Source organism: Polynucleobacter sp. (assembly GCF_018500155.2).
Classification (GTDB): domain Bacteria; phylum Pseudomonadota; class Gammaproteobacteria; order Burkholderiales; family Burkholderiaceae; genus Polynucleobacter.
Genome location: NZ_JAHBAK020000071.1, coordinates 1 through 23221 on the forward strand (window position 1 = coordinate 1; position 23221 = coordinate 23221).

Annotated in this window: 17 protein-coding genes; 11 read left to right on the forward strand and 6 right to left on the reverse strand. The window is 46.8% G+C overall.

Going from position 1 to position 23221, the window contains the following annotated elements:
- Positions 1 to 175 precede the first annotated feature (175 nt).
- Entirely contained in the window at positions 176 to 1153 is a 978-nt protein-coding gene (gene hemC, locus KIH43_RS08150) for a hydroxymethylbilane synthase (RefSeq protein ID WP_296968236.1), read from the forward strand.
- Positions 1154 to 1196: 43 nt separating this feature from the next.
- Positions 1197 to 2030, forward strand: a complete 834-nt coding sequence (locus KIH43_RS08155; protein ID WP_297719598.1) for a uroporphyrinogen-III synthase — start codon at positions 1197 to 1199, stop codon at positions 2028 to 2030.
- Here KIH43_RS08155 and KIH43_RS08160 read toward each other — a convergent pair.
- Positions 2027 to 2605, reverse strand: a complete 579-nt coding sequence (locus tag KIH43_RS08160; RefSeq protein ID WP_297719600.1) for a chorismate lyase — start codon at positions 2603 to 2605, stop codon at positions 2027 to 2029. The genes KIH43_RS08155 and KIH43_RS08160 overlap by 4 nt on opposite strands.
- Positions 2606 to 2607: 2 nt before the next feature.
- On the reverse strand, positions 2608 to 4113 hold the full coding sequence (locus KIH43_RS08165; RefSeq protein WP_297719603.1) for a DEAD/DEAH box helicase: 1506 nt from the start codon (positions 4111 to 4113) through the stop codon (positions 2608 to 2610).
- A gap of 248 nt (positions 4114 to 4361) precedes the next feature.
- Between KIH43_RS08165 and leuE the strand changes: the two genes are divergently transcribed.
- On the forward strand, positions 4362 to 5045 hold the full coding sequence (gene leuE / locus KIH43_RS08170) for a leucine efflux protein LeuE (RefSeq protein ID WP_297719606.1): 684 nt from the start codon (positions 4362 to 4364) through the stop codon (positions 5043 to 5045).
- A gap of 2 nt (positions 5046 to 5047) precedes the next feature.
- Here leuE and KIH43_RS08175 read toward each other — a convergent pair whose 3' ends face one another.
- Positions 5048 to 6445, reverse strand: a complete 1398-nt coding sequence (locus tag KIH43_RS08175; protein ID WP_297719609.1) for a coniferyl aldehyde dehydrogenase — start codon at positions 6443 to 6445, stop codon at positions 5048 to 5050.
- Positions 6446 to 6494: 49 nt separating this feature from the next.
- On the opposite strand from KIH43_RS08175, the gene msrA reads away from it, so the two are divergent.
- Positions 6495 to 7067, forward strand: a complete 573-nt coding sequence (gene msrA, locus KIH43_RS08180) for a peptide-methionine (S)-S-oxide reductase MsrA (RefSeq protein ID WP_297719612.1) — start codon at positions 6495 to 6497, stop codon at positions 7065 to 7067.
- Positions 7068 to 7078: 11 nt separating this feature from the next.
- Here the strand turns inward: msrA and pdxH are convergent, their stop codons facing one another.
- Positions 7079 to 7714, reverse strand: a complete 636-nt coding sequence (gene pdxH / locus KIH43_RS08185) for a pyridoxamine 5'-phosphate oxidase (RefSeq protein WP_297719615.1) — start codon at positions 7712 to 7714, stop codon at positions 7079 to 7081.
- A 22-nt stretch (positions 7715 to 7736) separates the two neighbouring features.
- Between pdxH and KIH43_RS08190 the strand changes: the two genes are divergently transcribed.
- The 6 genes from KIH43_RS08190 to KIH43_RS08215 all read left to right on the forward strand — a co-directional run bounded on the left by KIH43_RS08190 (position 7737) and on the right by KIH43_RS08215 (position 15733).
- A complete protein-coding gene (locus tag KIH43_RS08190; protein WP_296968252.1) occupies positions 7737 to 8492 on the forward strand; it encodes a tRNA threonylcarbamoyladenosine dehydratase in 756 nt (251 codons plus the stop codon).
- 316 nt (positions 8493 to 8808) lie between these two features.
- On the forward strand, positions 8809 to 10137 hold the full coding sequence (locus KIH43_RS08195; RefSeq protein WP_297719637.1) for an amino acid permease: 1329 nt from the start codon (positions 8809 to 8811) through the stop codon (positions 10135 to 10137).
- 9 nt (positions 10138 to 10146) lie between these two features.
- Positions 10147 to 11265: an alanine dehydrogenase gene (gene ald / locus KIH43_RS08200; RefSeq protein ID WP_297719618.1), complete on the forward strand. Its 1119-nt coding sequence runs from the start codon at positions 10147 to 10149 to the stop codon at positions 11263 to 11265.
- Positions 11266 to 11336: 71 nt separating this feature from the next.
- Positions 11337 to 11912 carry a TMEM165/GDT1 family protein gene (locus KIH43_RS08205; protein WP_297719621.1) on the forward strand — a complete coding sequence of 192 codons (576 nt, stop codon included), beginning with the start codon at positions 11337 to 11339 and terminating at the stop codon, positions 11910 to 11912.
- Positions 11913 to 11954: 42 nt separating this feature from the next.
- A complete protein-coding gene (gene pepN / locus KIH43_RS08210; protein ID WP_297719623.1) occupies positions 11955 to 14564 on the forward strand; it encodes an aminopeptidase N in 2610 nt (869 codons plus the stop codon).
- Between the two features lie 170 nt (positions 14565 to 14734).
- On the forward strand, positions 14735 to 15733 hold the full coding sequence (locus tag KIH43_RS08215) for a class 1 fructose-bisphosphatase (protein WP_297719626.1): 999 nt from the start codon (positions 14735 to 14737) through the stop codon (positions 15731 to 15733).
- An 89-nt stretch (positions 15734 to 15822) separates the two neighbouring features.
- On the opposite strand, the gene cphA (KIH43_RS08220) is transcribed toward KIH43_RS08215, so the two are convergent.
- Both cphA (KIH43_RS08220) and cphA (KIH43_RS08225) read right to left on the reverse strand, forming a co-directional pair.
- On the reverse strand, positions 15823 to 18393 hold the full coding sequence (gene cphA / locus KIH43_RS08220; protein ID WP_297719629.1) for a cyanophycin synthetase: 2571 nt from the start codon (positions 18391 to 18393) through the stop codon (positions 15823 to 15825).
- On the reverse strand, positions 18394 to 20586 hold the full coding sequence (cphA, locus tag KIH43_RS08225; protein ID WP_297719632.1) for a cyanophycin synthetase: 2193 nt from the start codon (positions 20584 to 20586) through the stop codon (positions 18394 to 18396).
- A 200-nt stretch (positions 20587 to 20786) separates the two neighbouring features.
- On the opposite strand from cphA (KIH43_RS08225), the gene KIH43_RS08230 reads away from it, so the two are divergent.
- On the forward strand, positions 20787 to 23147 hold the full coding sequence (locus KIH43_RS08230; protein ID WP_297719635.1) for an ABC transporter ATP-binding protein: 2361 nt from the start codon (positions 20787 to 20789) through the stop codon (positions 23145 to 23147).
- The last annotated feature ends 74 nt before the right edge of the window (positions 23148 to 23221 follow it).

The window sequence follows — 23221 nt, forward strand, 5'->3', positions numbered from 1 at the left end:
ACCCACTAGGGCAAAACGTTGATCAAACCCTATAGAGGCGGAATCATCCTGGTGGCGTTCGTTCAAAGGGTCGGGAAAACGGGACGAACCAGCCTGGGGATTGTTGGCTAAGGCAGTTTTGGATGAGTTTACAAACACAGTATATTGATGTAGGTCTTTGATTATTTTAAATGTTATGTCCCAAACCCTGAATTCTTTGTCCTCGTCTATCGCTTTGGAAGCCCCAAAGCGTCTTGTTATAGCCTCTCGCGAAAGTAGGCTTGCCATGTGGCAGGCCGAGTATGTCCGGGATTGCCTGAAAAAGCTCTATCCAGGGTGTGATGTGCAGATTTTGGGGATGACGACAAGGGGTGACCAAATTTTGGATCGAGCCCTCTCTAAAGTGGGCGGTAAAGGACTTTTTGTAAAAGAATTGGAAACTGCGCTGGAAGATGGTCGCGCTGATCTAGCAGTGCACTCCCTAAAAGATGTGCCTATGGTGATGCCTGAGGGTTTTGATCTGGCATGTGTAATGGCTAGAGAGGACGCACGTGATGCTTTTGTATCTAATGAATACGCCAACCTAGAAGATTTACCCAAAGGAGCAGTTGTGGGAACTTCGAGTTTGCGTCGCGAGTCAGTATTGCGCGCAAAATTTCCCCATTTAGAAATTCAGCCATTACGCGGTAATTTGGATACGCGCATGGGTAAATTGGATCGTGGCGAATATCAAGCCATCATTTTGGCGGCAGCAGGTTTAAAGCGATTGGGTTTAGAAGAGCGCATTCGCGCTTATCTGCCCTATGATCCCTATACGCCAGCTGCAGGGCAAGGTGCTCTGGGTATTGAGACCTTGAGTCAACATCCAAAGATCAAACAGTGGTTGGCACCTCTTAATGACGCACCAACGTTATATGCAGTGTCTGCAGAACGTATGGTATCTCGTCAGCTTGGAGGGTCGTGCGAGGTACCGTTGGCAGCCCATGCCGTATGGGATGCGCAGCAGATGCAAATTCAATCGTTTGTAGCTTCAACCGATGGCAAAAATATTTGTTTAGCTAAAGGTCAGGCCAAAGTGTCTTCCATTGAAGATGCAGAGGCTCTTGGTCTAAAAATCGCCAATGAACTCATCGCCCAGGGCGCGATGGATTTAATTCCTAAAATGACTAAGTAAAAAATGACTAGGTAGTCTTGGATATCACTATCTCAAAATTGCTATGAGCGCTAAAACCATAGTCATCACCAGGCCTGTCGGACAGGCCAGGCAATTGATTGAGTCCTTGACGAAAGCATTCGAGCAATGCGGTATCGCGCAGTGTGATCTCCCAGAAATCGTGTCACTTCCTTTGCTCACGATTGTCCCTAAGGAGGATGATCATTTAGCGGATCATATTGCTAGTACTTTGAGTGATGCAGATCTTGCAATATTTGTCAGCCCAAATGCGATCGAATCTGTCATGCGCTTATTAAGCCGCAGTTGGCAGGATTTTTCTAAAAAAGTGATTCCAGTTGGCGTGATGGGGGGAAGTAGTGCTTTAGCTCTTAAAAACCATGGGATTGGATTAGAGGCCCACCCAACTCCAATCTATATGCCCCCAAACCCTGAACATTGGGACTCCGAGGGTCTTTGGCAGGTGCTTCAAAAATTGCAGTGGAATTGGTCTACCAAAAAAGTCGTAATTTTCAAAGGTGAAGGCGGACGCGAGTGGTTAGCAGATGAATTAAAAAAAGCGGGCGCCTCTATCGATGCGTTATCCACTTATGCACGCGTTCCTTTGGATATAGATCATCGCGCTTGGGAGGTCATACGTTCCATTGATCTTTCTCAATCATTGTGGCTGTTGACTTCCTCAGAGGCTGTACGTCATCTGGGTCAAGTTATGCAGGATCAATTTCCAGAGGGTCTACAGAGTTTGCAAAGAGCAAGCGCTGTTTGCTCACACCATAATATCGCTGATGCAGCTGAGAGGATTGGCTTTGGTGAAGTGTTTACTACTGAGTCAGGTGATGATGCTTTAATAAAAGCTACTCTTGCTTGGATAAGTCTTTAACGCTCTGGTTTTAAAAAATCCAACAAAGCGGGCAAGAAAATTTCATTTACCAAAATGGGGTGCCCTCTGAGGCGATAGAGAGTGCGACGTGCCCAAAGGGGTGTGCTTAGGCCAGGATATTGCTTAGAACATTTTTTCCATAGGCTGCTGCTTCGATCCAATCGTGCAATATCCCGCGGAGGTTTTGCCTTGGAGTGCATACGGGTTTTTGCAAACAATACTGCACCTAATGGCTTTGTACCTAAACGCAGAATCGAATGATTGCTACCGCTCGAACTTAGAGTAGGGATGACACTGTGGGCCATCACTAATGGAGTATGGTTGGCGCACAATAAAACTTCACGAACACGACAACGTCTGATTCTGAAATGAAAATAGCGACTCTCATCGCTATTTAATGTTTGCGGGCAATCTCGCAAAACCTGAACTTGCAGTTTGTGGCCAATAGCCTTTTCAATTTTTTGAGTCAATGAACCCGTGTCCAGCAACCATGGTTGCCACTGGCGTGGTGCCCGATGTATCTCACCGGAACCGACTCGATTCCATGCAGAACGGAGACGATGACGGTGAGACATTTTTAGTTGCCGCTAAAGTTACGGCGCTGACCGCCAGATTTTGGTTTGGCAAAGCGTGGACCAGCTGGGCGTTTTGGCCGAGAGTCTGCAGAGCGGGCAGGGCGAGAATCTGCTGAGCGCGCTGGACGAGAATCGCCAGAGCGACTTCCGCCTGCATTACCGCCGCCAAAGCGAGATTCAGAGCGTGCGCCAGAACCATAACGGCCTCCGCTACCACCTGAGCGATTACCACCGCCCGAGCGATTGCCTGAGCGTCCGCCAGGTCGGCCACCACCACCAAATGAGGGTTTGGCTTGAGGCTCAAGACCGGCAATTACTGAAGCAACAATGTCTTGTTGTGTAAAGCGTTCAATATTGCGAATCTTTGCGCGATCACGATGTTCTACCAAAGTAATAGCAACGCCATTACGACCTGCTCGACCGGTACGACCGATGCGGTGCGTGTAGTCTTCAGGTTTCATGGGGAGACCAAAGTTAATCACGTGGCTAATACGAGGCACATCAATGCCGCGTGCTGCAACATCGGTTGCTACCAAAATCTTGGTGTGACCTTTGCGTAATGACTCTAAGCGACGCATGCGCACTGCTTGGGGCATGGCGCCATGTAGAGCAGTTGCTTCATAGCCATTGGCGCGTAATGTATCGGCAATCTTTTCGCTTTCTACCTGGGTGCTCGCAAATACCACCGCTTGATCCAGGGAGGCATCAGCCAAAATATGCTCAAGCAACTTATGCTTATGAGACATGCTGTCAGCCCAGTGTAATTTTTGCTCAATATTGGCGTGTTTTTCACCGGCATGGGCAAGCTCGATACGCTTCGCATCCGTAGTCAGCTCATTGGCAAGCGCCATGATATTCGGCGCAAAAGTAGCAGAGAACATCAATGTTTGTTGGCGACCAGCACAACGCTGATCAATGGCTTCCAAATCTTCTGCAAAACCCATATCGAGCATGCGATCTGCTTCGTCGATGACAAGTTGTTGAACGTCATCTAAGCGAATAGCTTTGCTGTCACATAAGTCGAGCAAACGACCAGGAGTTGCCACTACGAGTAATGCGCCTTTTAAAGCTTGGATTTGTTTGCCGTAAGGCATTCCACCCATTACGGTGGCTACTCGAATTCCTTTTGTGCCGCGTACAAAGTTCACTGCATCTGCAGCAACCTGTTGCGCTAATTCACGTGTAGGGCAGAGCACTAAAATTTTCGGTTGTGCGCGTCCCGGTACTGGCGAATTTTTTGGATTACTTTCCATGAGTTGATGAATTAATGGCAACAAAAAAGCGGCGGTTTTACCGCTACCCGTTTGACTGCTCACCAATAGATCACCGCCTGCCAAAGCGGCAGGTATCACCTGAGCTTGAACAGGTGTTGCTTGAGTGAAACCTAGTTCAGCAATATTTTTCAGTAATGGCGCCGCTAAGGCGAAATTCTGAAATTGCGATCCAGTGTTTCCCAAATCTTGTGTTGAGTTTTTAGGCTCGTGTTTATTTTCTTTAGAAAAAGTCATGCTATTACACATCCCTCTTGAAGGGATGTCTCCGTATGTTGCACCGAATTCATATTAGGGTGCGATGGTCAAAGGCATCGACCATCAGACAAGCGGCAGCGCGGTTTTTGGTCTTTGTTTATAACTTCTAAACGGTGCGCTGAAATAGAGCTGGGGGGCGATGAAACTATTTGCTTAAAAAAGCCTCTCATTATGGCATTTTGCTGTCTTGATTACAAGGGTTTTCCCGAATTAATTATCATGTAGCCATGGAATTCATCGGATTAGCCAGTCTATCTCCAGTAAATGCGGGAATCGTCAACTTTCCAAGTTATTTGCTGGGGACGCTTTTGATCATTTTGTTGCCTGGCCCCAATTCTCTTTATGTATTGACTATCGCAACCCAAAAAGGATGGCGTGCTGGTGCATGGGGTGCGATGGGCATTTTTATAGGTGACTTAGTTCTCATGATCGCTGTTGCCTTAGGCGCAGCGTCATTGCTTCAGTCTTCCCCAGTTATTTTTCAGGTTGTACGCATCTTAGGTGCCCTGTATTTAGCGTGGATGGGTGTGGGCTTAATCCGAAATGGTCAACAACGCTGGCAGGTATCTGCGCAGACAAATCGTGTTGACGTACAAACTCGTATCTTGCAATTGCACCCTTTGCTTGCTGCGCTCTCACTATCCCTGACGAACCCGAAAGCAATCTTTTTCTTTATTGCTTTTTTCTCGCAATTTATCCATCCAGAATTTGCTCACCCAGTAATCACATTTACCTACTTGGCCACTGTGCTGCAGCTAATGAGTATGACCTATCTTGGCGGATTGATTTTTGTAGGTCAATATTTTTCGAAGTGCTTTGTAAAGCACTATCGACTAGCGGGCGGGTTATGGATTCTCACCGGTTGCGTTTTTATGATTTTTGCGATTCGACTGTTATTCGTGCACGTATAAAACTATTTGAGATAACGTAATAACCACTCAACCTTTTTCCCATATGGAGGACGAGCTACGGTTGTGCCCTTGAATAGGTTGATCCCCATAAATCCTTTGACATCCAGCACGGATTTTTGATGGCTAAAAGTATCAAAACCTTCTTTGCCATGATATTTACCTATACCGCTGGCACCGACACCACCAAAAGGTAAGTCATCGATCGTAATGTGCAACAAAGTGTCATTGATGGTTACTCCGCCAGAAAGCGTTTCATTTAGCACTTTCTGCATATGCTTCTTATTCTTGCCAAACCAATATAGGGCTAATGGATGAGGGCGCTCGTTAATGAATTTCACAGCCGCATCCGTATCTTTGATGGTGAGTATCGGAAGAATGGGGCCAAAGATTTCTTCTTGCAAGATGGCGCAGTCGGCAGAAACGTTGGTCATTGCAAGGGGCTCAAAACGTCGGGCACCTGCTTTTGGGTTTTCTAGCAGCGGAATCAGATTGGCGCCACGACTAAGGGCATCGCTGACTAAGTGCTGCCAAAAATGCAATTGCCTATCATCAATAGGACCAGTGAGCTCTTCGGGGTTGCTAAATTGAGCTTGAGCAGCACTCTTTAATTCTTGAATCAATGCCTCTTGTTGATTTTCTTCAATGAGCACGTAGTCCGGCGCTATACAGGTTTGTCCGCCATTGAGTAGCTTTCCATAGATAATGGCTTTAGCAGCCTCTCTTAGGTTTGCAGAGGAGTCGATAATGGCAGGCGTCGTGCCACCTAACTCTAAAGTAATGGGAGTCAGATTTTCAGCTGCAGCGCGCATCACTTTTTTTCCGATAGCGCCAGATCCAGTGAAAAAGAGGTGATCAAAGGGCAGCATGGAAAATTGCTCTGCGACATCCGGACCGCCTGTCGTGACACAAAACTCTGTGGGGTGAAAGTATTCCGAAATGAGGTTTGCCAAAAACCCCGAAGTGCGAGAGCTACGTTCGGAGGGTTTGAGCCACACTCTGTTACCTGCAGCAATTGCGGCAATGGCTGGTACCAATGCAAGTTGTACTGGGTAGTTCCAGGGACTCAAAATGCCAACCACTCCTAGTGGCTGACTTTGAACCCAGGCTTGTGAGCTTCCCAGGTGAATGGGGACCTCTCTTTGCGTTGGCTTCATCCATTCTTGCAAATGCTTGCTAGTGAACTTGCATGCTTGATAAATCATCTGACATTCAGCCAAGCGCGTCTCTATTGAGTGACGTACACCAAAATCAGCAGCCAAAGTTTTACAAAGTTTGTCTTCGTTTGCTTCGATCATTTGTTTGATGCGAGCAATTCTTTCTAACCTTACTTCTAACGAGGGATTAGGGTCAGCGGCAAAAGCAGCCTTGATTTCGTCGAATTGGATAGTGAAGCGATTCATAGCAGGGTGTTGGTTGGCAAGTTTTTGGATAAGGCATTAGGATAAAGCCATGAATGAAAACGCAGATAAAAAATCTCAGACCCTTGAGAGAGCCACCCTGGGTGGAGGATGCTTTTGGTGTTTAGAGGCTGTTTACCAGCAGATTCAGGGCGTCCATAGTGTTGTGTCGGGATATGCAGGAGGGAGGGATCCTCATCCTAGCTATGAAGCGGTTTGTACAGGGGAAACTGGCCATGCAGAAATTGTGGATATTCAGTTTGACCCCACCATCATTTCGTACAGGGATCTGCTGGAAATCTTTTTTGTCATCCATGATCCTACGACCTTAAATTACCAAGGTAATGATCATGGGACGCAATATCGCTCTGTAATTTTTACCCATAGTGAGTCACAAAATCGTATTGCGCATGAGGTTGTGCGCGAACTAGAGACTGCAAAAATTTACACAAATCCAGTGGTCACTCAAATAGACTCTGCGCCATCGATTTATCCAGCTGAAGACTATCACCAAAATTATTTTCAACAGCATCCCTATCAAGGATATTGTGTTGCTGTAGTTGCGCCTAAGTTGGCTAAATTTCGAAAAAAATTTACCTCTTTGATTGCGCCGCAGTTCAGTTAGCGCAGTGGGATTTAAGGCGCTAGTCGACTAATTTTCCATCGTCCATCAATGCGCTCGTAATGGATGCGATCATGTAATCGAGAAGGGCGCCCTTGCCAAAATTCAATTGCGGTGGGTCTTAGGCGGTAGCCGCCCCAATGCTCTGGCCGGGGCGGGGCTTCTCCAAACTCCGCCTTAAAACGTGCTTCAGCCTCTTCCAAAAACTCTCGACTGGGAATGACTGCGCTCTGTGGGGAGGCCCAGGCACCAATTCTGGAAGCAGGGGGGCGTGAGTGGTAGTACTGATCACTTTCTTGGGAGCTGACGCGCTCCACGATGCCCTGAATGCGAACCTGGCGTTCTAGCTCGTGCCAATGAAATAAAAGCGCAGCTTGAGGTCTTTGGGCGAGATCTTTGCCCTTTTGGCTTTCGTAATTAGTGAAAAAGGTAAAGCCGTTTTCATCAGCCCCTTTGCGTAAGACAATGCGAGCCGATGGATTACCCGCCTTGTCGGCAGTTGCCAGCGTCATAGAATTCGGTTCAGGACACTCTGCTTTAATGGCTTGATCAAACCATTGCTGAAAAAGGAGCAACGGTTCTTGTGGCACCTCAGTCTCTGACAGTTGACCAAGGGTGTAATTTTTGCGAAGTTGTGCAAGAGAGTTCATTTATTCAGTATAAAGAGAAGCTATGACAGAAAACAAGCATGAAGACGGTATTGATGAGCGTCGTTTCGGAGGTGTAGCCAGACTCTATGGGGCTGACCTTCGGTCGCGCTTTCAAAACGCTACAGTTGTGGTGGCAGGTCTTGGCGGGGTAGGTTCCTGGGCTGCAGAAGCGTTGGCACGAACTGGAATAGGGCATCTGGTGCTGGTGGATTTTGACCATATTGCAGAGAGCAATACCAATCGTCAGCTACATGCGATTGAGGGGCAGTATGGCAAAGCAAAAGTCGAGGCGATGACTTCGCGCATTTTGCAAATTAATCCTGAAATACAGATTACTGCCCATGATGAATTCTTAGAGCCAGAAAATCTGGATCGCATTATTCCAGCAAATGCTTTTGTATTAGATGCAACGGATTCAGTGCAAACGAAAATTGCCTTATCAGTTTGGGCTCGAGAAAATCAGCGTGATCTAGTGATGTGTGGAGCGGCTGGTGGAAAAACAGACCCCACTTCGATTCGTTGTGATGATTTATCCCGCACCGAGCAAGATGCATTGCTAGCTAAAGTCAGGCAAGGCTTGCGACAGGATCATGGTTTCTCGCGCAACCTCAAACACAAAATTGGCATTCGCGCTGTCTATTCCCATGAGCCACGGGCTGGGGCTTCCACTGGTGGCTTGGCTTGCTCAGGCTACGGATCTACTGTCATGGTCACTGCAGCCTGTGGCCTTGCCGCAGCCGCTGAAATTCTTAATTTGATTGGACAAAGTCAACAATAAGTGACTTTGTCTTTTTTCAATGGATTTGCCCAAATCGGTTAAGGGTGTTCCCTGTAAGAAATTACTGATTCTGGTGAAGTCATCACACTCTATAAACACCTCAACCCTTTGATGTGAAGTGTTAATTGACGGTGGCGTTCAATTATTTTTGTTTGTTTAGTTACTTTCATCATTTCTAGCCTCTAGTGCATATAGCAACTCCTCCCTAGACTTTGCTGCGTTGGTAAATCTCCAACGACAAATTGAAAGGAGTTCTCTTTTGCAGACTGAACAGAATGGCTTAAAGCGCCACCTCAAAGTAAGGCATATCCGGTTGATGGCTTTAGGTTCAACCATTGGAGTCGGTTTATTTTTAGGCTCAGCAAGTGCAATACAAATTGCAGGGCCCTCGATCCTGTTGGGATATTTGCTAGCCGGTATCGTTGCCTTTATTGTGCTGCGTTCCTTGGGCGAAATGGCTGTACATGAGCCGGTAGCAGGCTCTTTTGCAGCTTATGCCAATACCTATGTTGGGCCGTTAGCAGGCTATATGGTGGGTTGGGGTTATTGGACTTACTGGATTGTGGTTGGCATTGCCGAGGTCACGGCAGTCGGCATCTATATGGATATCTGGTTCCCTGACATTCCGCAATGGATATGGGCTCTCTCTTCAATTGTGATGATGGGGCTCATCAATCTGATTGCAGTCAAAGTATTCGGTGAGTTTGAGTTTTGGTTTGCCTTGATTAAAGTCGTAGCGATCGTGGCGATGATTGCCTTAGGTGGCGCAGTCATCTTATTTGGCTTTACGAATGATTGGCAACCACTGGGTTTAAGCAACCTTTGGCAACACGGTGGATTTTTTCCTAACGGTATTGGCGGGATGTTGCTGTCCTTGCAAATGGTGCTCTTTGCGTATGTTGGCATTGAGATGATTGGGCTGTCTGCAGGCGAAGCTGAGAATCCTCAGAAAACCATACCGATGGCAATTGATTCCTTGGCATGGCGCATCTTGATTTTTTATCTTGGTGCGATCCTGGTGATATTGGCGATATTCCCTTGGAATGAAGTGGGTCAACAGGGCAGTCCATTCGTAGTCATGTTTGAGCGAATTGGTTTGCGGGAGGCCGCAGGTCTCATTAATTTTGTAGTCATTACTGCTGCACTGTCATCTTGTAACGCGGGCATTTTTAGTGGTGGACGACTGTTATATGCGCTTGCTCAAAATGGTTACGCTCCAAGCCCATTAGCCAAGCTATCGCAATACGGCGTTCCCCATCGGGCAGTCATTGTGACGGTAGCAGTATGCATGTCTGGTGTGGTGCTCAATTACTTTGTTCCTGATAAAGCCTTTCAGTACATCATGGCAGCTGTCACATTTGTGGGCTTAATGGTTTGGATAGCGATTTTATTTACACAAATGCAATTTCGTCGCTCTTTAAGTCCAACACAGATTGCAGGGTTGGGTTATCGAGCACCCTGGTGGCCCTATTCCTCATGGTTCGCATTGGCATTCATCTTTTTAGTTGTGGTGTTGATGGGTATGCATGAGGATGCGCGGATGGCATTGATATTGGGTCCGTGTTTATTGGGCGTGTACCTGCTGATGTTTTACATCGTGGGTTTACATCGCAAAACAGCAAATCGTCGTGAATTTAAATCATAGGAGATAACAGTGATTATTGGTGTTCCACAAGAAGTAAAAAATAATGAATATCGTGTTGGCCTGACCCCAGGCAATGTCAATAGCTTATGCCAACGAGGCCATTGCGTTTTAGTGCAAAGGGGTGCAGGAGCACAAATTGGATTGAGTGATGACGCTTACCAGGTTGCCGGGGCTACTCTGATCAATAGTGCAGCGGAAATCTTTCAAAAAGCAGAAATGATTGTGAAGGTGAAGGAGCCGCAACCTCAGGAATGTGCCATGTTGCGTGAAGATCAAACTTTATTTACCTATTTACATTTAGCGCCAGATCCAGCGCAAACGCTCGCATTGATGAAATCAGGCGCAACCTGTATCGCCTATGAAACGGTCACCGCTGCTAATGGACTTTTGCCATTGCTCGCTCCCATGAGTGAAGTGGCAGGACGTATGTCTATTCAGGCGGCTGCCACCCACTTAGAAAAATCAAACGGTGGCTTAGGAGTTTTGATGGCAGGGGTTCCTGGAGTATCGCCCGCAAAAGTCGTCATTTTGGGTGGCGGCGTTGTGGGACGCAATGCATTGCAATTGGCTGTTGGGATGGGCGCAGACGTTTGTATATTTGATCGGGATATTGATCGTCTCAGGCAGATTGACCTTACCTACGGTAATCGAGTGCGCACTTTCTATGCCGATGGCTTACTCATTGAGCAAGAGGTATGCGAGGCTGATGTCGTCATTGGTGCTGTATTGTTGCCGGGTGCTGCAGCACCAAAGTTGGTCACACGACAGATGATTAAAAAGATGAAAAAAGGCGCAGTGATAGTGGATGTTGCCATTGATCAAGGCGGGTGTTTTGAAACTTCTCAGCCCACTACTCATGCTGATCCAACATTTGTGGTGGATGGGGTCTTACATTACTGTGTGGCCAATATGCCCGGCGCTGTTGCCAGAACATCGACCTTTGCCCTCACGAATGCAACCTATCCTTTTGTAGAGGCATTGGCTGATCATGGCGTCTTGCAAGCGCTATCCATCAACCGTCATTTGTGTAACGGGCTTAGTGTGCATAAGGGTGAATTAACATCCCTTCCAGTCGCACAGGCGCAAGGACTGAAGTACTCATTAGCAGAAGATCTTTTAGCTGCCTGATGGCTATTCCATGGATTTGAGAATGAAGGATATAAAATTCATTCTTTAATTGTTGTCTTCGATTCAAATCCATGGATGTTTCTGCTTTAGCTCTCTCTACAGGTGTCGTTGCACTGGCCGAGATGGGCGATAAAACCCAATTGCTCTCATTAATGCTTGCTGCGCGTTATCCCAAGCAAGCACTTGCGATCATTGCGGGTATTTTTATTGCAACCATTGCTAATCATGCATGCGCAGCTTTGTTAGGGCACTGGCTCATGACCTTGGTGACTCCAGATGTGATGCGTTGGATTTTGGGGGTAAGTTTTGTGGGTATTGGTTTATGGCTACTGATTCCAGATCATATTGATGACGCGAAAGGCTCTAAAGTGGCCGATCGCGCTCTTCAGGTTTTTGGCTTGACGGTAGTGCTGTTCTTTCTGGCTGAGATGGGCGATAAAACTCAGATTGCTACCATTGCTTTGGGGGCACGCTATCCCGATGTTCTTTCGGTAACGATAGGCACTACCTTAGGGATGATGTTGGCAAATGCCCCTGCAGTATGGATTGGACAAAAATTTACTCAGCGTATGCCCATCAAATGGGTGCATGCTGTGGCAGCTATGACTTTTATTTTGATTGGTATTGCTTCCCTCATTTGGGGCTAAACACTCTCTGCATAAGACGGACTGAAGACTTAAAATGAGCAGATGAAAACAGATCTGCCTCAGAGCTTTCGCCGGCTCGAATATCGTCCCCCTGTATACACTTTTGACCAAGTGGATTTAGATATTGCTCTAGATCCCTCTAGGACCATTGTGAAGAGTCGTATTGAAGTTCTGCCTGGAAAAAGTTTTGAGCCAGGAGCGCCTTTGGTACTGGTAGGACAAGAGCTCGAGTTTGTGAGTTTGCGCATTAATGGTCAAGCCCATCGCCATTTTGAACTGACGCCAGAAAGCTTGACCATCCATTCTTTACCCAATGAAGGTAAAGACAAGTTTATTGTTGAAATCATTTCTATTTGCGTGCCGAATAAAAATACGAGTCTGATGGGTTTGTACGTTTCTAATGGCAACTTTTTTACCCAATGTGAAGCGGAGGGTTTTCGTAAGATCACTTATTTTTTAGATCGTCCTGATGTGATGGCGCGCTATCGCGTCACCCTGCAGGCGCGTGAAGAGGAGTGTCCGGTATTGCTCTCCAATGGTAATTTGCTCAAACAAGAGAAATTGCCCAATGGTTGGCATAGCGCAACCTGGGAAGATCCATTTCCAAAGCCATCGTATCTATTTGCCTTGGTTGCCGGTAAGTTGGCTTGTGTCGAAGAGACTATTACTACGAGCAGTGGAGCCAAAAAGTTATTACAAATCTGGGTTGAGCCGCATGATCTGAATAAGACCCGGCACGCCATGGATTCCTTGATTGCTTCGATTCATTGGGATGAGAAGCGTTTTGGTCTTGAATTAGATCTTGAGCGTTTCATGATTGTGGCTGTGAGTGATTTCAACATGGGCGCGATGGAGAACAAGGGATTAAACATCTTTAATACTAAATTTGTTCTTGCACAAGCGGAAACGGCAACCGATGCGGATTTTGCCAATATTGAAAGTGTTGTCGCCCACGAATATTTCCATAATTGGACAGGTAATCGTGTGACGTGTCAGGATTGGTTTCAGCTCTCCCTTAAAGAGGGTTTAACCGTCTTTCGGGATCAAGAATTTTCTGCCGATCAAATGGGAAGCGAATCCGGTAGGGCGGTCAAGCGCATTGAAGATGTCAGATTATTACGTCAACTGCAGTTTCCAGAAGATGCTGGTCCCATGGCTCACCCCATTCGTCCCGATGAATACCAAGAAATCAATAATTTTTATACCGTTACAGTCTATGAAAAAGGCTCAGAGGTTGTGCGGATGTATCAAACCCTATTGGGTCGCGAGGGTTTTCGTAAGGGAATGGATTTATATTTCCAACGTCATGATGGCCAAGCAGTGACTTGTGATGACTTTTTGGCTGCGATGGCAGATGCCAACAATAAAGATCTTAGCCAATTTCAGCGCTGGTACAGTCAAGCCGGAACTCCACGCGTCAAAGTGGAAGAAGTCTATGATCCTGCAAATGGGCAGTATCACCTCACATTGACTCAAAGTTGCGCTTCCACTCCAGGACAAAAAGATAAAGAGCCGTTTCACATTCCCCTAAAGACACGTTTATTAACTGCAAAAAATGATCAGCCAGAGCAATTGCTGGAATTAACGCAGCCCACTCAGTCGTGGACATTTCAGAATGTCACCGAGCGTCCAGTACTATCGATTAACCGCAATTTTTCAGCGCCCATTCAGCTAGAGTTTGAACAAAGCGAGGCTGATCTCTTAACGCAATTCTCTGTTGATGATGATCCCTTTAATCGCTGGGAGGCAGGCCAAAGAATTGCGATGCAGATGATTCTTGGTGATCGACTTCCAGATGCGCAATTAATTAATAGTTACAGGAGCTTACTGCTTGACCCCAATCTTGATCCGGCATTTAAGGAGTTGGCATTAACGTTGCCTGCTGAAACCTATTTATATGAGCAATGCTCTAGCGTAGATCCCCAGAAGATATTTATGTCACGGCGCGCTTTCCGTAAAGAGCTCGCCAAACAATTGCAGCTTGAATGGGCTGCGTTATATCAGCAGAACCAAACCCCTGGACCATTCAAATCTGATGCGCAGAGCTCCGGTAAGCGGTCATTAAAGAATTTAGCGTTAAGTATGTTGCTTGAGGCGGATCCTAAGATTTGGGCTCCGATGGCTGTCAATCAATATCAAGTGGCTGACAATATGACGGATCGCTATGCTGCTTTAGCTGCTCTTGTGATTCATGGAGCAAAAGGGGCGGAAGAATGCTTGCGTGATTTCTTTAGTCGCTTTGCAAATGATGCATTGGTCATTGATAAATGGTTTGCCCTGCAATCAAGCCGCCCACCAGTAGACGGCAAAGACTCCACTCTGCTTGAAGTCAAACGTCTGCGCGAGCATCCTGCATTTAAGCTCAACAATCCAAATCGTGCTCGAAGCGTTATACATGCTTTTTGTGCCAACAATCCAGCCAGCTTTCATCAACCCGATGGCAGTGGCTACGCTTTTTGGGTAGAGAGTGTTTTGGCTCTAGATCCCATTAACCCTCAAGTGGCAGCACGTTTAGCAAGGGCATTGGATCGCTGGCGCTTATTTGCCCAACCTTATCAAGGTCAGATGAAGGCAGCTCTGGAGCAAGTGGCTGCATGCCAAACACTCTCTCCGGATGTCCGTGAGGTGGTTGGGAAGGCGTTAGCAGATTGATCCCTAAGCGGATGCATGTCAAAAGTCTAAAAACGACACCGGCATAGGGAAGGCCATCATTTTTGACTAGAAAAGCCCTCTGTCAGAGCATATAAACCTTTATTTTGGGTAAAACCAGATTTACAAGGCAAAATAGACCCCAATCTGATTAGCACTTTGGAGAAATTGTTTTGTCTTCTAGCACCCACACCACTTTTAAGCAGTATCTAGCAACCGCCAAGCCCCAGGGAGCTTCCATTCCTTCAGGATTGAAAGAGTTGCTTACCGCTGTCGTGAATACTTGCTCAACCCTCAGTCACGAAGTCGCTCAGGGCGCTCTGATTGGTCTATTGGGTTCTGCAGGCACGGGCAATGTGCAAGGTGAAGTCCAGCAAAAGTTAGACATCATTGCCAATGACTTATTGATTGAAGGCGTAAAAGATTGCAAAGCGCTGGCGGGCTTAGCCTCAGAAGAAATGGAATTACCTGTTCCTGTTCAAGGTGCTGGTGACTATCTGCTGTTATTTGATCCGCTTGATGGCTCTTCAAATATTGATGTGAACGTTTCCATTGGAACGATTTTCTCAATCCTAAAAAAACAGGATCCACAGGCGCCATTGCAAACCTCGGATTTTTTATTGTCTGGCCGTCATCAGGTAGCGGCTGGCTATGTTGTGTACGGTCCTCAAACCACGATGGCATTGACCTTAGGTGATGGTGTCGTCATGTTTACTTTGAATAAGGTCACCGGAGAGTTTTTATTGATTAAGGATGCGGTGACCATTTCTCATTCCACGAAAGAATTTGCCATCAATATGTCTAACATGCGTCATTGGGCAGACCCCGTGCGTCGCTATGTAGAGGAGTGCTTGGCAGGGGTGGGTGGCTCGCGCGAGAAAGATTTCAATATGCGCTGGATCGCTTCCATGGTGGCCGATGTACATCGTGTGCTGTCCCGTGGTGGTGTGTTTATGTATCCTTGGGATCAGCGAGAGCCGCATAAACCAGGAAAGCTACGTTTAATGTACGAGGCTAACCCAATGAGCTTTTTGGTTGAGCAGGCGGGTGGCGTTTCCACCAACGGTAAAGAATTGATTTTGGATTTGCAACCAACGGATTTACATGAGCGCGTCTCAGTGATGCTAGGATCCAAAGAGGAAATAGAACGTTTACGTGATTACCACGCCTAAGTTTGATTGACTCTTAATGCTTTAAGCAAATAAAAAAACCCAATCATCTGATTGGGTTTTTTTATTCCTAGTGATATCCAATGGGAATGCTAGGGCTGCACCTTTTCTTTAAGGTAGGCCAGCGATTCTTCCACTTGGTCGATCAGGATGAGGCAGATATCGCCTTCAGATACTTCGCTTAAGGCAGCATCGATGGCTAAAAATTCTCCATGAATTTCCTTAACTTGCTTAGCTTTGGTAGCGCCAACCAATCCTTCTTGGAGTAGGCGTAGTACTTCGCCATCTTCGCGACCACGCTGACAAGCGTCTTGGTAAAGGATGACGTTATCAAAGGCATTGCCCAAAATACGGGTGAGGTCACGGATATCTTCATCACGACGATCTCCTGCGCCACTAATTACCACATGACTACGCTTAGGCTTCATCGCTTCAATAGCGGTGGTGAGAGCGCGCATCGCATCCGGGTTGTGGCCATAGTCAGCAATGACAGTAGCACCCTTGTGTTGAAATTGATTAAAGCGACCCGGTACTGAGTTGGCAGTGCTTTCAAAACTGTGCAAGCCGCGCGCAATTTTTTCTGCGTCTAGACCCAGGGCCCAAGCTGCTCCAATAGCTGCCATGGCATTTTCCACTTGGAAGCCAAGAACACCATTTTGTGTCAGAGGAATTTCGCTTACGGGGAAGCGATACATCACACGTGATCCTTTTGAGGCAACAATATAAGTACCGTCAAAGAAAATCACCTTTTTATTTTTGGCGCGATGAGCAGTAATGACTGGATGATGTTGATTTTGTGCAAAGAAGATGACTCGACCAGAGCATTTCTCTCCCATTTTGGCAACCATGGGGTCAGCAGCATTAAGTACAGCAGCGCCAGTAGGGGCAACGTTTTGCACGATGACGCGCTTTAAAACAGCGAGATCTTCAACGCTAGTGATGTAGTTCAGACCCAGGTGATCGCCTTCACCAATATTGGTGACAACCGCTACCTCGCAACGATCAAATCCAAGGCCTTCACGCAATAAGCCGCCGCGGGCAGTCTCGAGTACTGCAGCGTCAACATCGGGGTGCATCAATACATTGCGTGCGCTCTTAGGGCCACTGCAATCGCCAGTATCAATTAGGCGGTGGTTGATATACACACCATCCGTACCAGTCATGCCAACACGCAAACCATTTTCATTTAATAAATGGGAGATGAGGCGAACAGTTGTGGTTTTGCCATTAGTGCCGGTGACCGCAACAACAGGTATACGCCCATCTTCCCCTGGAGGGAACATCATATTAATAATGTCTTCACCTACTGGGCGACCTTTGCCATAAGAAGGCTTCAGATGCATGCGCAATCCTGGTGCAGCATTGACTTCCACAATGCCGCCACCTTGTTGCTCTAAGGGCTTGTAGATGGACTCACACAAAATATCGACGCCGGCAATATCCAGGCCAATCATCTGTGCAGCCGCGATAGCGCTGGCAGCAACATCAGGATGAACATCATCAGTCACGTCAGTAGCTGTTCCTCCGGTGCTAAGGTTGGCGTTGTTGCGCAAGAGAACGCGTTCACCAGTTTTAGGAACATATTGAGGTGTTAGGCCATTACTCGCTAAATGGGCAAGTGCAATATCATCAAAACGAATTTTGGTTAGGGCGGTAGCATGACCATCGCCACGTAAGGGATTGCGATTTTCTTTTTCTACTAACTCAGCAACTGTCAGCTTGCCATCGCCAACGACTTGAGCGGGTTCACGGCGCGCTGCTGCTGATAAACGGTTGCCAACCACTAACAGGCGATAGTCTGCGCCAGGTAAATAGCGTTCCACAATCGTTTGACGACCAAAGGCTTGAGTTACCTCAAATCCTGCACGCACTTCCGCTTCTGTTTGAATATTGGCGACAACCCCTTTACCTTGATTGCCATCTTTTGGTTTGAGTACGATGGGGCCGCCAATTTTTTGTGCTGCGCGCCAAGCATCGTCTGCTGTTGTAACCACTTCGCCAATCGGTACTGAGACACCCGCTGCTGCTAGGAGATTTTTTGTAAGTTCTTTATCTTGTGCAATGGCTTCTGATATTGCACTGGTGTCACTAGTTTCCGCTGCCTGAATTCGTTTTTGTTTGCTACCCCAGCCGAACTGGACCATGCTGCCTTCAGTCATGCGGCGATAAGGAATATTGCGTTGAATTGCGGCATCTACAATTGAGCCTGTGCTGGGCCCAAGTCGAACGTCTTCATATAAAGCTTCTAATTCAGAGAGGGCGGCGGCTAAATCAAAAGGGGCATCATTGAGGGTAGCTTGAATCAGTGCAAAGCCAAAGTCAAAGGCCATGCGACCAACCACTTCTTCAATGTACTCCACTACAACCTGATAAACACCTTCATCAATTGTCTGTACCGTGCGACTAAAAGTGACAGGACAGCCAGCTTGCGCTTGTAAACCTAACGCGGCATGCTCAAGTGCGTGAGCTAAAGAAAGCACTTCCGTGTAACCGCCGCGACGCATGCTTCCCAGTTGAGGAAAGCGCTCGCGAATTTTGGTTTCGAACTGCGGTATAGCATCGATTGAGCGCTCATTGACTTCACACGTCACAATGGCCTCGAGGGCGGTATGGCGGCTCCATAAATTGGGGCCACGAAGCATACGAATGCGGGTGATTTCCAATTAGGCCCCTATCGCAATGGTGGAATCTGGCACATATGTTTCTGCGCCGGCTTCAATAACGTTAAACGGAATATCCAAGGCCCAAGCAGCAGCGATGGCTGCACCCAGGTTCATCGTTTTCCATGGACTGGTGCTACTTGCCTCAGAGTGACGTGGTACTGGAATCGATTTTTGATCCAGCTTTCCAGACTTAAGAGTAATTTGTTGTTTACCTATGATGACGGCACGACCGCCATTTTGCAGGTGTGTCTTGATGACTTCGGAGTCAGGATTTTCACTAAAGAAAATCACTTCACCGTCACACAGTTCAGCCATTTGGACACACATTGCATCATCTGCATTGAGCACCCCAACACCTGTAGGTAGTACAACATCAATTTGGGTGCGAACAATACTAAAGACTTGATCCTCATCATAGATTGCATACTGCGGAAAATTAGCAGTCGGATCTACATTGAGCACGACGCCAACTTGGCAACGATCATATGCTAGGCCTTCAATAAGCATGGAGAGGTGATTATTTTCGATTACGGCTGCTTCAACTGCTCGATTGAGAAGGGTGCGACGAGCATTTTCCCAATTAGACGCATTGGTATTTGGAATCGCACGATTACCAAAAAATAAGCCCTTACTACAAGACAGGCCAACATAGACATTGGTAAGTCTTAAAAAGTGCGCAATCATTTCAGCGACAGATGTTTTGCCACTTTGGCCGCAGATACCAACAAGCGGGATACGAAAATCTGCGCCAGGAGGAAAGAGATGGTTGGCAATTTCTTTGCCAACGGGTTGGGGCTTGCCACTGGCTGGCTTAAGGTGCATTAATAGACTAGGACCGGCATTCACTTCCACAATAGCGGCATTTTGTTCAGCCATCGGCTTGCTGATATCTCGTGCGACCATATCAATTCCAGCAATATCTAGGCCGACTACTCGCGCTGCCAGTGCTACTTGGTTGGCAATATCAGGATGCACTTGATCGGTTACATCAAATGCCACGTTGCCATTAATCTGAATCAGGACTTGCTGGTCTTTGGCAGGAATGCTGTCGCCAGTGAGTTTTTGACGAGCTAATTCCAGCTCTACTGCAGAGTCTATGCGGGCAGGATTAAGAGGGTGCTCCTCTGAAGTTCCGCGCCGCGGATCAGAATTAATTTGAATATCAATTAATTCTTTTACCGTATGTTTGCCATCACCGGTAACCCAGACACTCTCTCCTTTAGCTGCAGCAACTACTTTATTGCCAACAACTAAAACGCGATGCTCATCACCAACAATATGACGCTCGACAAGTACTTCACTGCCTTCTTCAATAGCAACAGCATAAGCAGCTTCGATTTCTTGTTGGGTGTAGAGATTAATGAAGACGCCGCGACCATGATTGCCATCAATCGGTTTTACAACGACTGGCAGTCCAATATCTTGCGCCGCTTCCCAAGCATCATCTGGACTACTTACCGTTCTACCCTCAGGAGTAGGAACGCCAGCGCTACGCAATAAGCTCTTTGTGAGATCTTTATCGCGGGAGATCGTTTCTGCAATCGCGCTAGTTTGGTCTGTTTCAGCAGTCCATATGCGACGTTGTTTAGCGCCGTATCCAAGCTGGACTAAATTACCCTCAGATAAGCGAATGGAAGGAATACCTCGCTCTTCCGCAGCATTGACGATGCAAGCAGTGCTTGGGCCAAGCAATAAATCATCGCTAAGGTCGCGTAAGTTCTCAACGAATTCTTTAACCAAGCCCACATAATCTGAATTGTCTTGAGCAAGCGCAAGATAAAGGTCTCGTGCATGCTTGAGCGCAGTCAAGGTGACCTCTTCATTAATTGCGCTCACCATCACTTTATAAACACCGCGACGATCACCATCGCGTGCTTTGCCAAAACCTCCAGGGATGCCAGCAAGATTTTGAAGTTCGAGCGTTAGGTGCTCCATGATGTGAGCAGGCCATGTGCCTTCTTCTACTCGCTTTAAGAATCCACCTGTTTCACCGTAGCTGCAGCGATGCTCTACTAAGCTTGGCAGCGCTTTTACAAGACGCTCATAAAAACCGGGAATGAGATTGGATGGGTAATCTTCAAGGTCTCCAATATCGATCCAAACTTCGATGACAGGATAGTAGGTCCACATATTGGGACCGCGGAGATGCTTAACGCTCAGTATCTCGATGGATTTGTCTAGTAATTGGGGCATTTAAGGTATTGCAGGGGTCAAGCCAGACAGATTGGGGGACTTTGCCTGACGGTCTCAGTTTGTATTGGTTTTATTCTAAATCCACAAAAATTGCAAAAATCCCCAAAAAGGGCCACTTCGGTAATTTAACGGCTATTGGCCTCTTAAAGTTGACAGGTGCAATAAATTCAATCAGTCCAGCTCCCACTATACTTTTAGGGTTGATGAAGCCACCAATCCTACCTTTTGCCCCAGCCCTGCCCAGTCAATGGAGTGGGATTTTTGAGGGTTCGCAATCTCCTTTACGCAATCCCGAAGCCATTTTGGCGTGGGTCGAGCTGGATTTGGATCTCGCTCTGCGTTTTGAGAAAAGTGTATTGGTTCTGACTGAACAGGCTTTGGTTTGGACTGATGGCCAACATTTTGAAAGTTGGCCGGTGAGCCCTCAAGAGCATTTGTTTCATGGTGATCATGCTGGGGTAGGGCATCTTAAGTTAGAGACAGCAGATAAATTACTCAGAATTTGGTATTTCACATTAGCGGTGAATCCTCAGGTATTGCGTTTGCAATCGAGCTTTAGGCAATTAACCAAGGGTGAAAATCAAGTTGAGGTTGAGGTAAGCGAATATGACAAGCAGGTTTGCCCTGTTTGTTTGAGTCCAAAACCGGCAAATTCTGAAACGTGTCCAACGTGTGACCCAGAAGATGACAAACCACCCTCTACTTGGACATTGTTTAAGTTATGGCGTTTTGCTAAGCCATATCAAAATCAATTGCTACTCGGCTTTGTGCTCACCTTATTGTCTACTGGTGCGACGTTAATACCGCCGTATCTGACCATGCCGTTGATGGATCATGTTTTGATTCCCTATGAGCGCGGCAATCCTATTGATTTTCATTTGGCTGCAATGTATTTGTTTGCGCTATTCGGCGCAGCCCTGATTGCATGGGGCTTGGGATGGTGGAAAACCTATTTACTAGCATTAGTGAGTGAGCGTATTGGTGCTGATTTACGTAACACGACGTTTGAGCATTTACTCAAACTTTCGCTCGAGTATTTTGGCGGTAAACGTACCGGCGATTTGATTGCGCGTATTGGTGCGGAGACAGATCGCATTTGTGTATTTCTATCGCTATATGCCTTGGATTTTGCGACTGATGTCTTAATGATCACCATGACTGCGGCCATCTTAGTGTCGATTGATCCTTTGTTGGCGCTTGTGACATTGGCACCATTGCCATTCATTGTGTGGATGATTCATGTAGTACGAGATCGTTTGCGTTTTGGCTTTGAGAAGATCGATCGTATTTGGTCAGAGGTTACTAATATATTGGCGGATACGATCCCGGGAATTCGGGTGGTGAAAGCGTTTGCGCAAGAAGATCGTGAGTTAAAACGATTCGTCGATTCGAATAAACATAATTTACAAATTAATGATCGCGTTAATCGTGTGTGGGGATTGTTTTCTCCCACAGTCACACTGTTGACTGAGACAGGCCTATTGGTGGTTTGGGGTTTTGGTATCTGGCAGGTAGCGCATCAAAAAGTGACGGTCGGCGTGCTGATTGCATTCTTAGCCTATATAGGCCGTTTTTATGTTCGCCTAGACTCAATGAGCCGCATTGTGTCGCATACCCAAAAAGCGGCCGCAGGAGCGAAACGCATTTTTGATATTTTGGATCACGTTTCTAGTGTTCCTGAACCAGTCAATCCCGCGCCACTGGGCCCAGTCAAAGGCGGAATTTCAATGCGGGGCGTTGGCTTTCGTTATGGCAATCGCGCTGTGACCAAAGGAATCGATCTGGATATTGCACCAGGCGAGATGATTGGCCTGGTAGGGCATAGTGGCTCAGGAAAGAGCACCTTGGTGAATTTGATTTGCCGTTTTTACGATGTCAGCGCAGGGTCGATTGCCTTAGATGGTCGTGATATTCGTAGTATTGCTATAGCAGATTACCGTAAGTGCATTGGTTTGGTATTGCAAGAACCGTTTTTATTCTTTGGCACGATTGCAGAAAATATTGCCTATGGCAAGCCTAATGCAACCCGCGCTGAAATCATTGAAGCTGCACGTGCAGCGCATGCGCATGAATTTATTTTGCGCTTGCCATTAGGTTATGACTCTCTTGTGGGTGAGCGTGGTCAATCACTCTCGGGTGGTGAGCGTCAGCGTATCTCTATTGCAAGGGCGCTCTTGATTAATCCGAGTATTTTAATTTTGGATGAAGCGACATCATCTGTAGACACCACCACTGAAAAAGAAATTCAGAGGGCTTTAGATAATTTAGTAAAGGGCCGCACTACGATTGCGATCGCGCATCGCCTCTCCACTCTGAGAAAGGCAGACCGCTTGGTTGTTTTGGATAAGGGCGAAATCGTAGAAATTGGTTCTCACGAACAATTGATGGATGCGCAAGGGGCTTACTACACCTTGTATCAGGCGCAGTTGCGACATGCTGCAGAATTGGTTGAGGGTGGGGCGATAGGTGAAAGCTTGGAAGAAAGTCCGGAAGAATTGAAAAATGAGAAGCAGGAAGAAATGCTTCAAGAAATTGCGAAAAATATTGGAGGTGGCGTATGAGTCAATCATGTCAACTCAAGCGTGATACTTTAGGTCGTTTGGTTTTTGAGGATACGCAAGGCAATATTCATGTC

What these genes read in the sequence shown, in the direction of transcription:
- KIH43_RS08175 (WP_297719609.1), bottom strand. Translation starts at nt 6,445, where the DNA reads ATGAATCGCTTCACTATCCAATTCGACGAAATCAAGGCTGCTTTTGCC.
- cphA (WP_297719632.1), bottom strand. Translation starts at nt 20,586, where the DNA reads ATGCCCCAATTACTAGACAAATCCATCGAGATACTGAGCGTTAAGCAT.
- hemC (WP_296968236.1), top strand. Translation starts at nt 176, where the DNA reads ATGTCCCAAACCCTGAATTCTTTGTCCTCGTCTATCGCTTTGGAAGCC.
- msrA (WP_297719612.1), top strand. Translation starts at nt 6,495, where the DNA reads ATGAATGAAAACGCAGATAAAAAATCTCAGACCCTTGAGAGAGCCACC.
- KIH43_RS08190 (WP_296968252.1), top strand. Translation starts at nt 7,737, where the DNA reads ATGACAGAAAACAAGCATGAAGACGGTATTGATGAGCGTCGTTTCGGA.
- pepN (WP_297719623.1), top strand. Translation starts at nt 11,955, where the DNA reads ATGAAAACAGATCTGCCTCAGAGCTTTCGCCGGCTCGAATATCGTCCC.
- KIH43_RS08165 (WP_297719603.1), bottom strand. Translation starts at nt 4,113, where the DNA reads ATGACTTTTTCTAAAGAAAATAAACACGAGCCTAAAAACTCAACACAA.
- pdxH (WP_297719615.1), bottom strand. Translation starts at nt 7,714, where the DNA reads ATGAACTCTCTTGCACAACTTCGCAAAAATTACACCCTTGGTCAACTG.
- KIH43_RS08195 (WP_297719637.1), top strand. Translation starts at nt 8,809, where the DNA reads ATGGCTTTAGGTTCAACCATTGGAGTCGGTTTATTTTTAGGCTCAGCA.
- leuE (WP_297719606.1), top strand. Translation starts at nt 4,362, where the DNA reads ATGGAATTCATCGGATTAGCCAGTCTATCTCCAGTAAATGCGGGAATC.
- KIH43_RS08160 (WP_297719600.1), bottom strand. Translation starts at nt 2,605, where the DNA reads ATGTCTCACCGTCATCGTCTCCGTTCTGCATGGAATCGAGTCGGTTCC.
- KIH43_RS08155 (WP_297719598.1), top strand. Translation starts at nt 1,197, where the DNA reads ATGAGCGCTAAAACCATAGTCATCACCAGGCCTGTCGGACAGGCCAGG.
- KIH43_RS08205 (WP_297719621.1), top strand. Translation starts at nt 11,337, where the DNA reads ATGGATGTTTCTGCTTTAGCTCTCTCTACAGGTGTCGTTGCACTGGCC.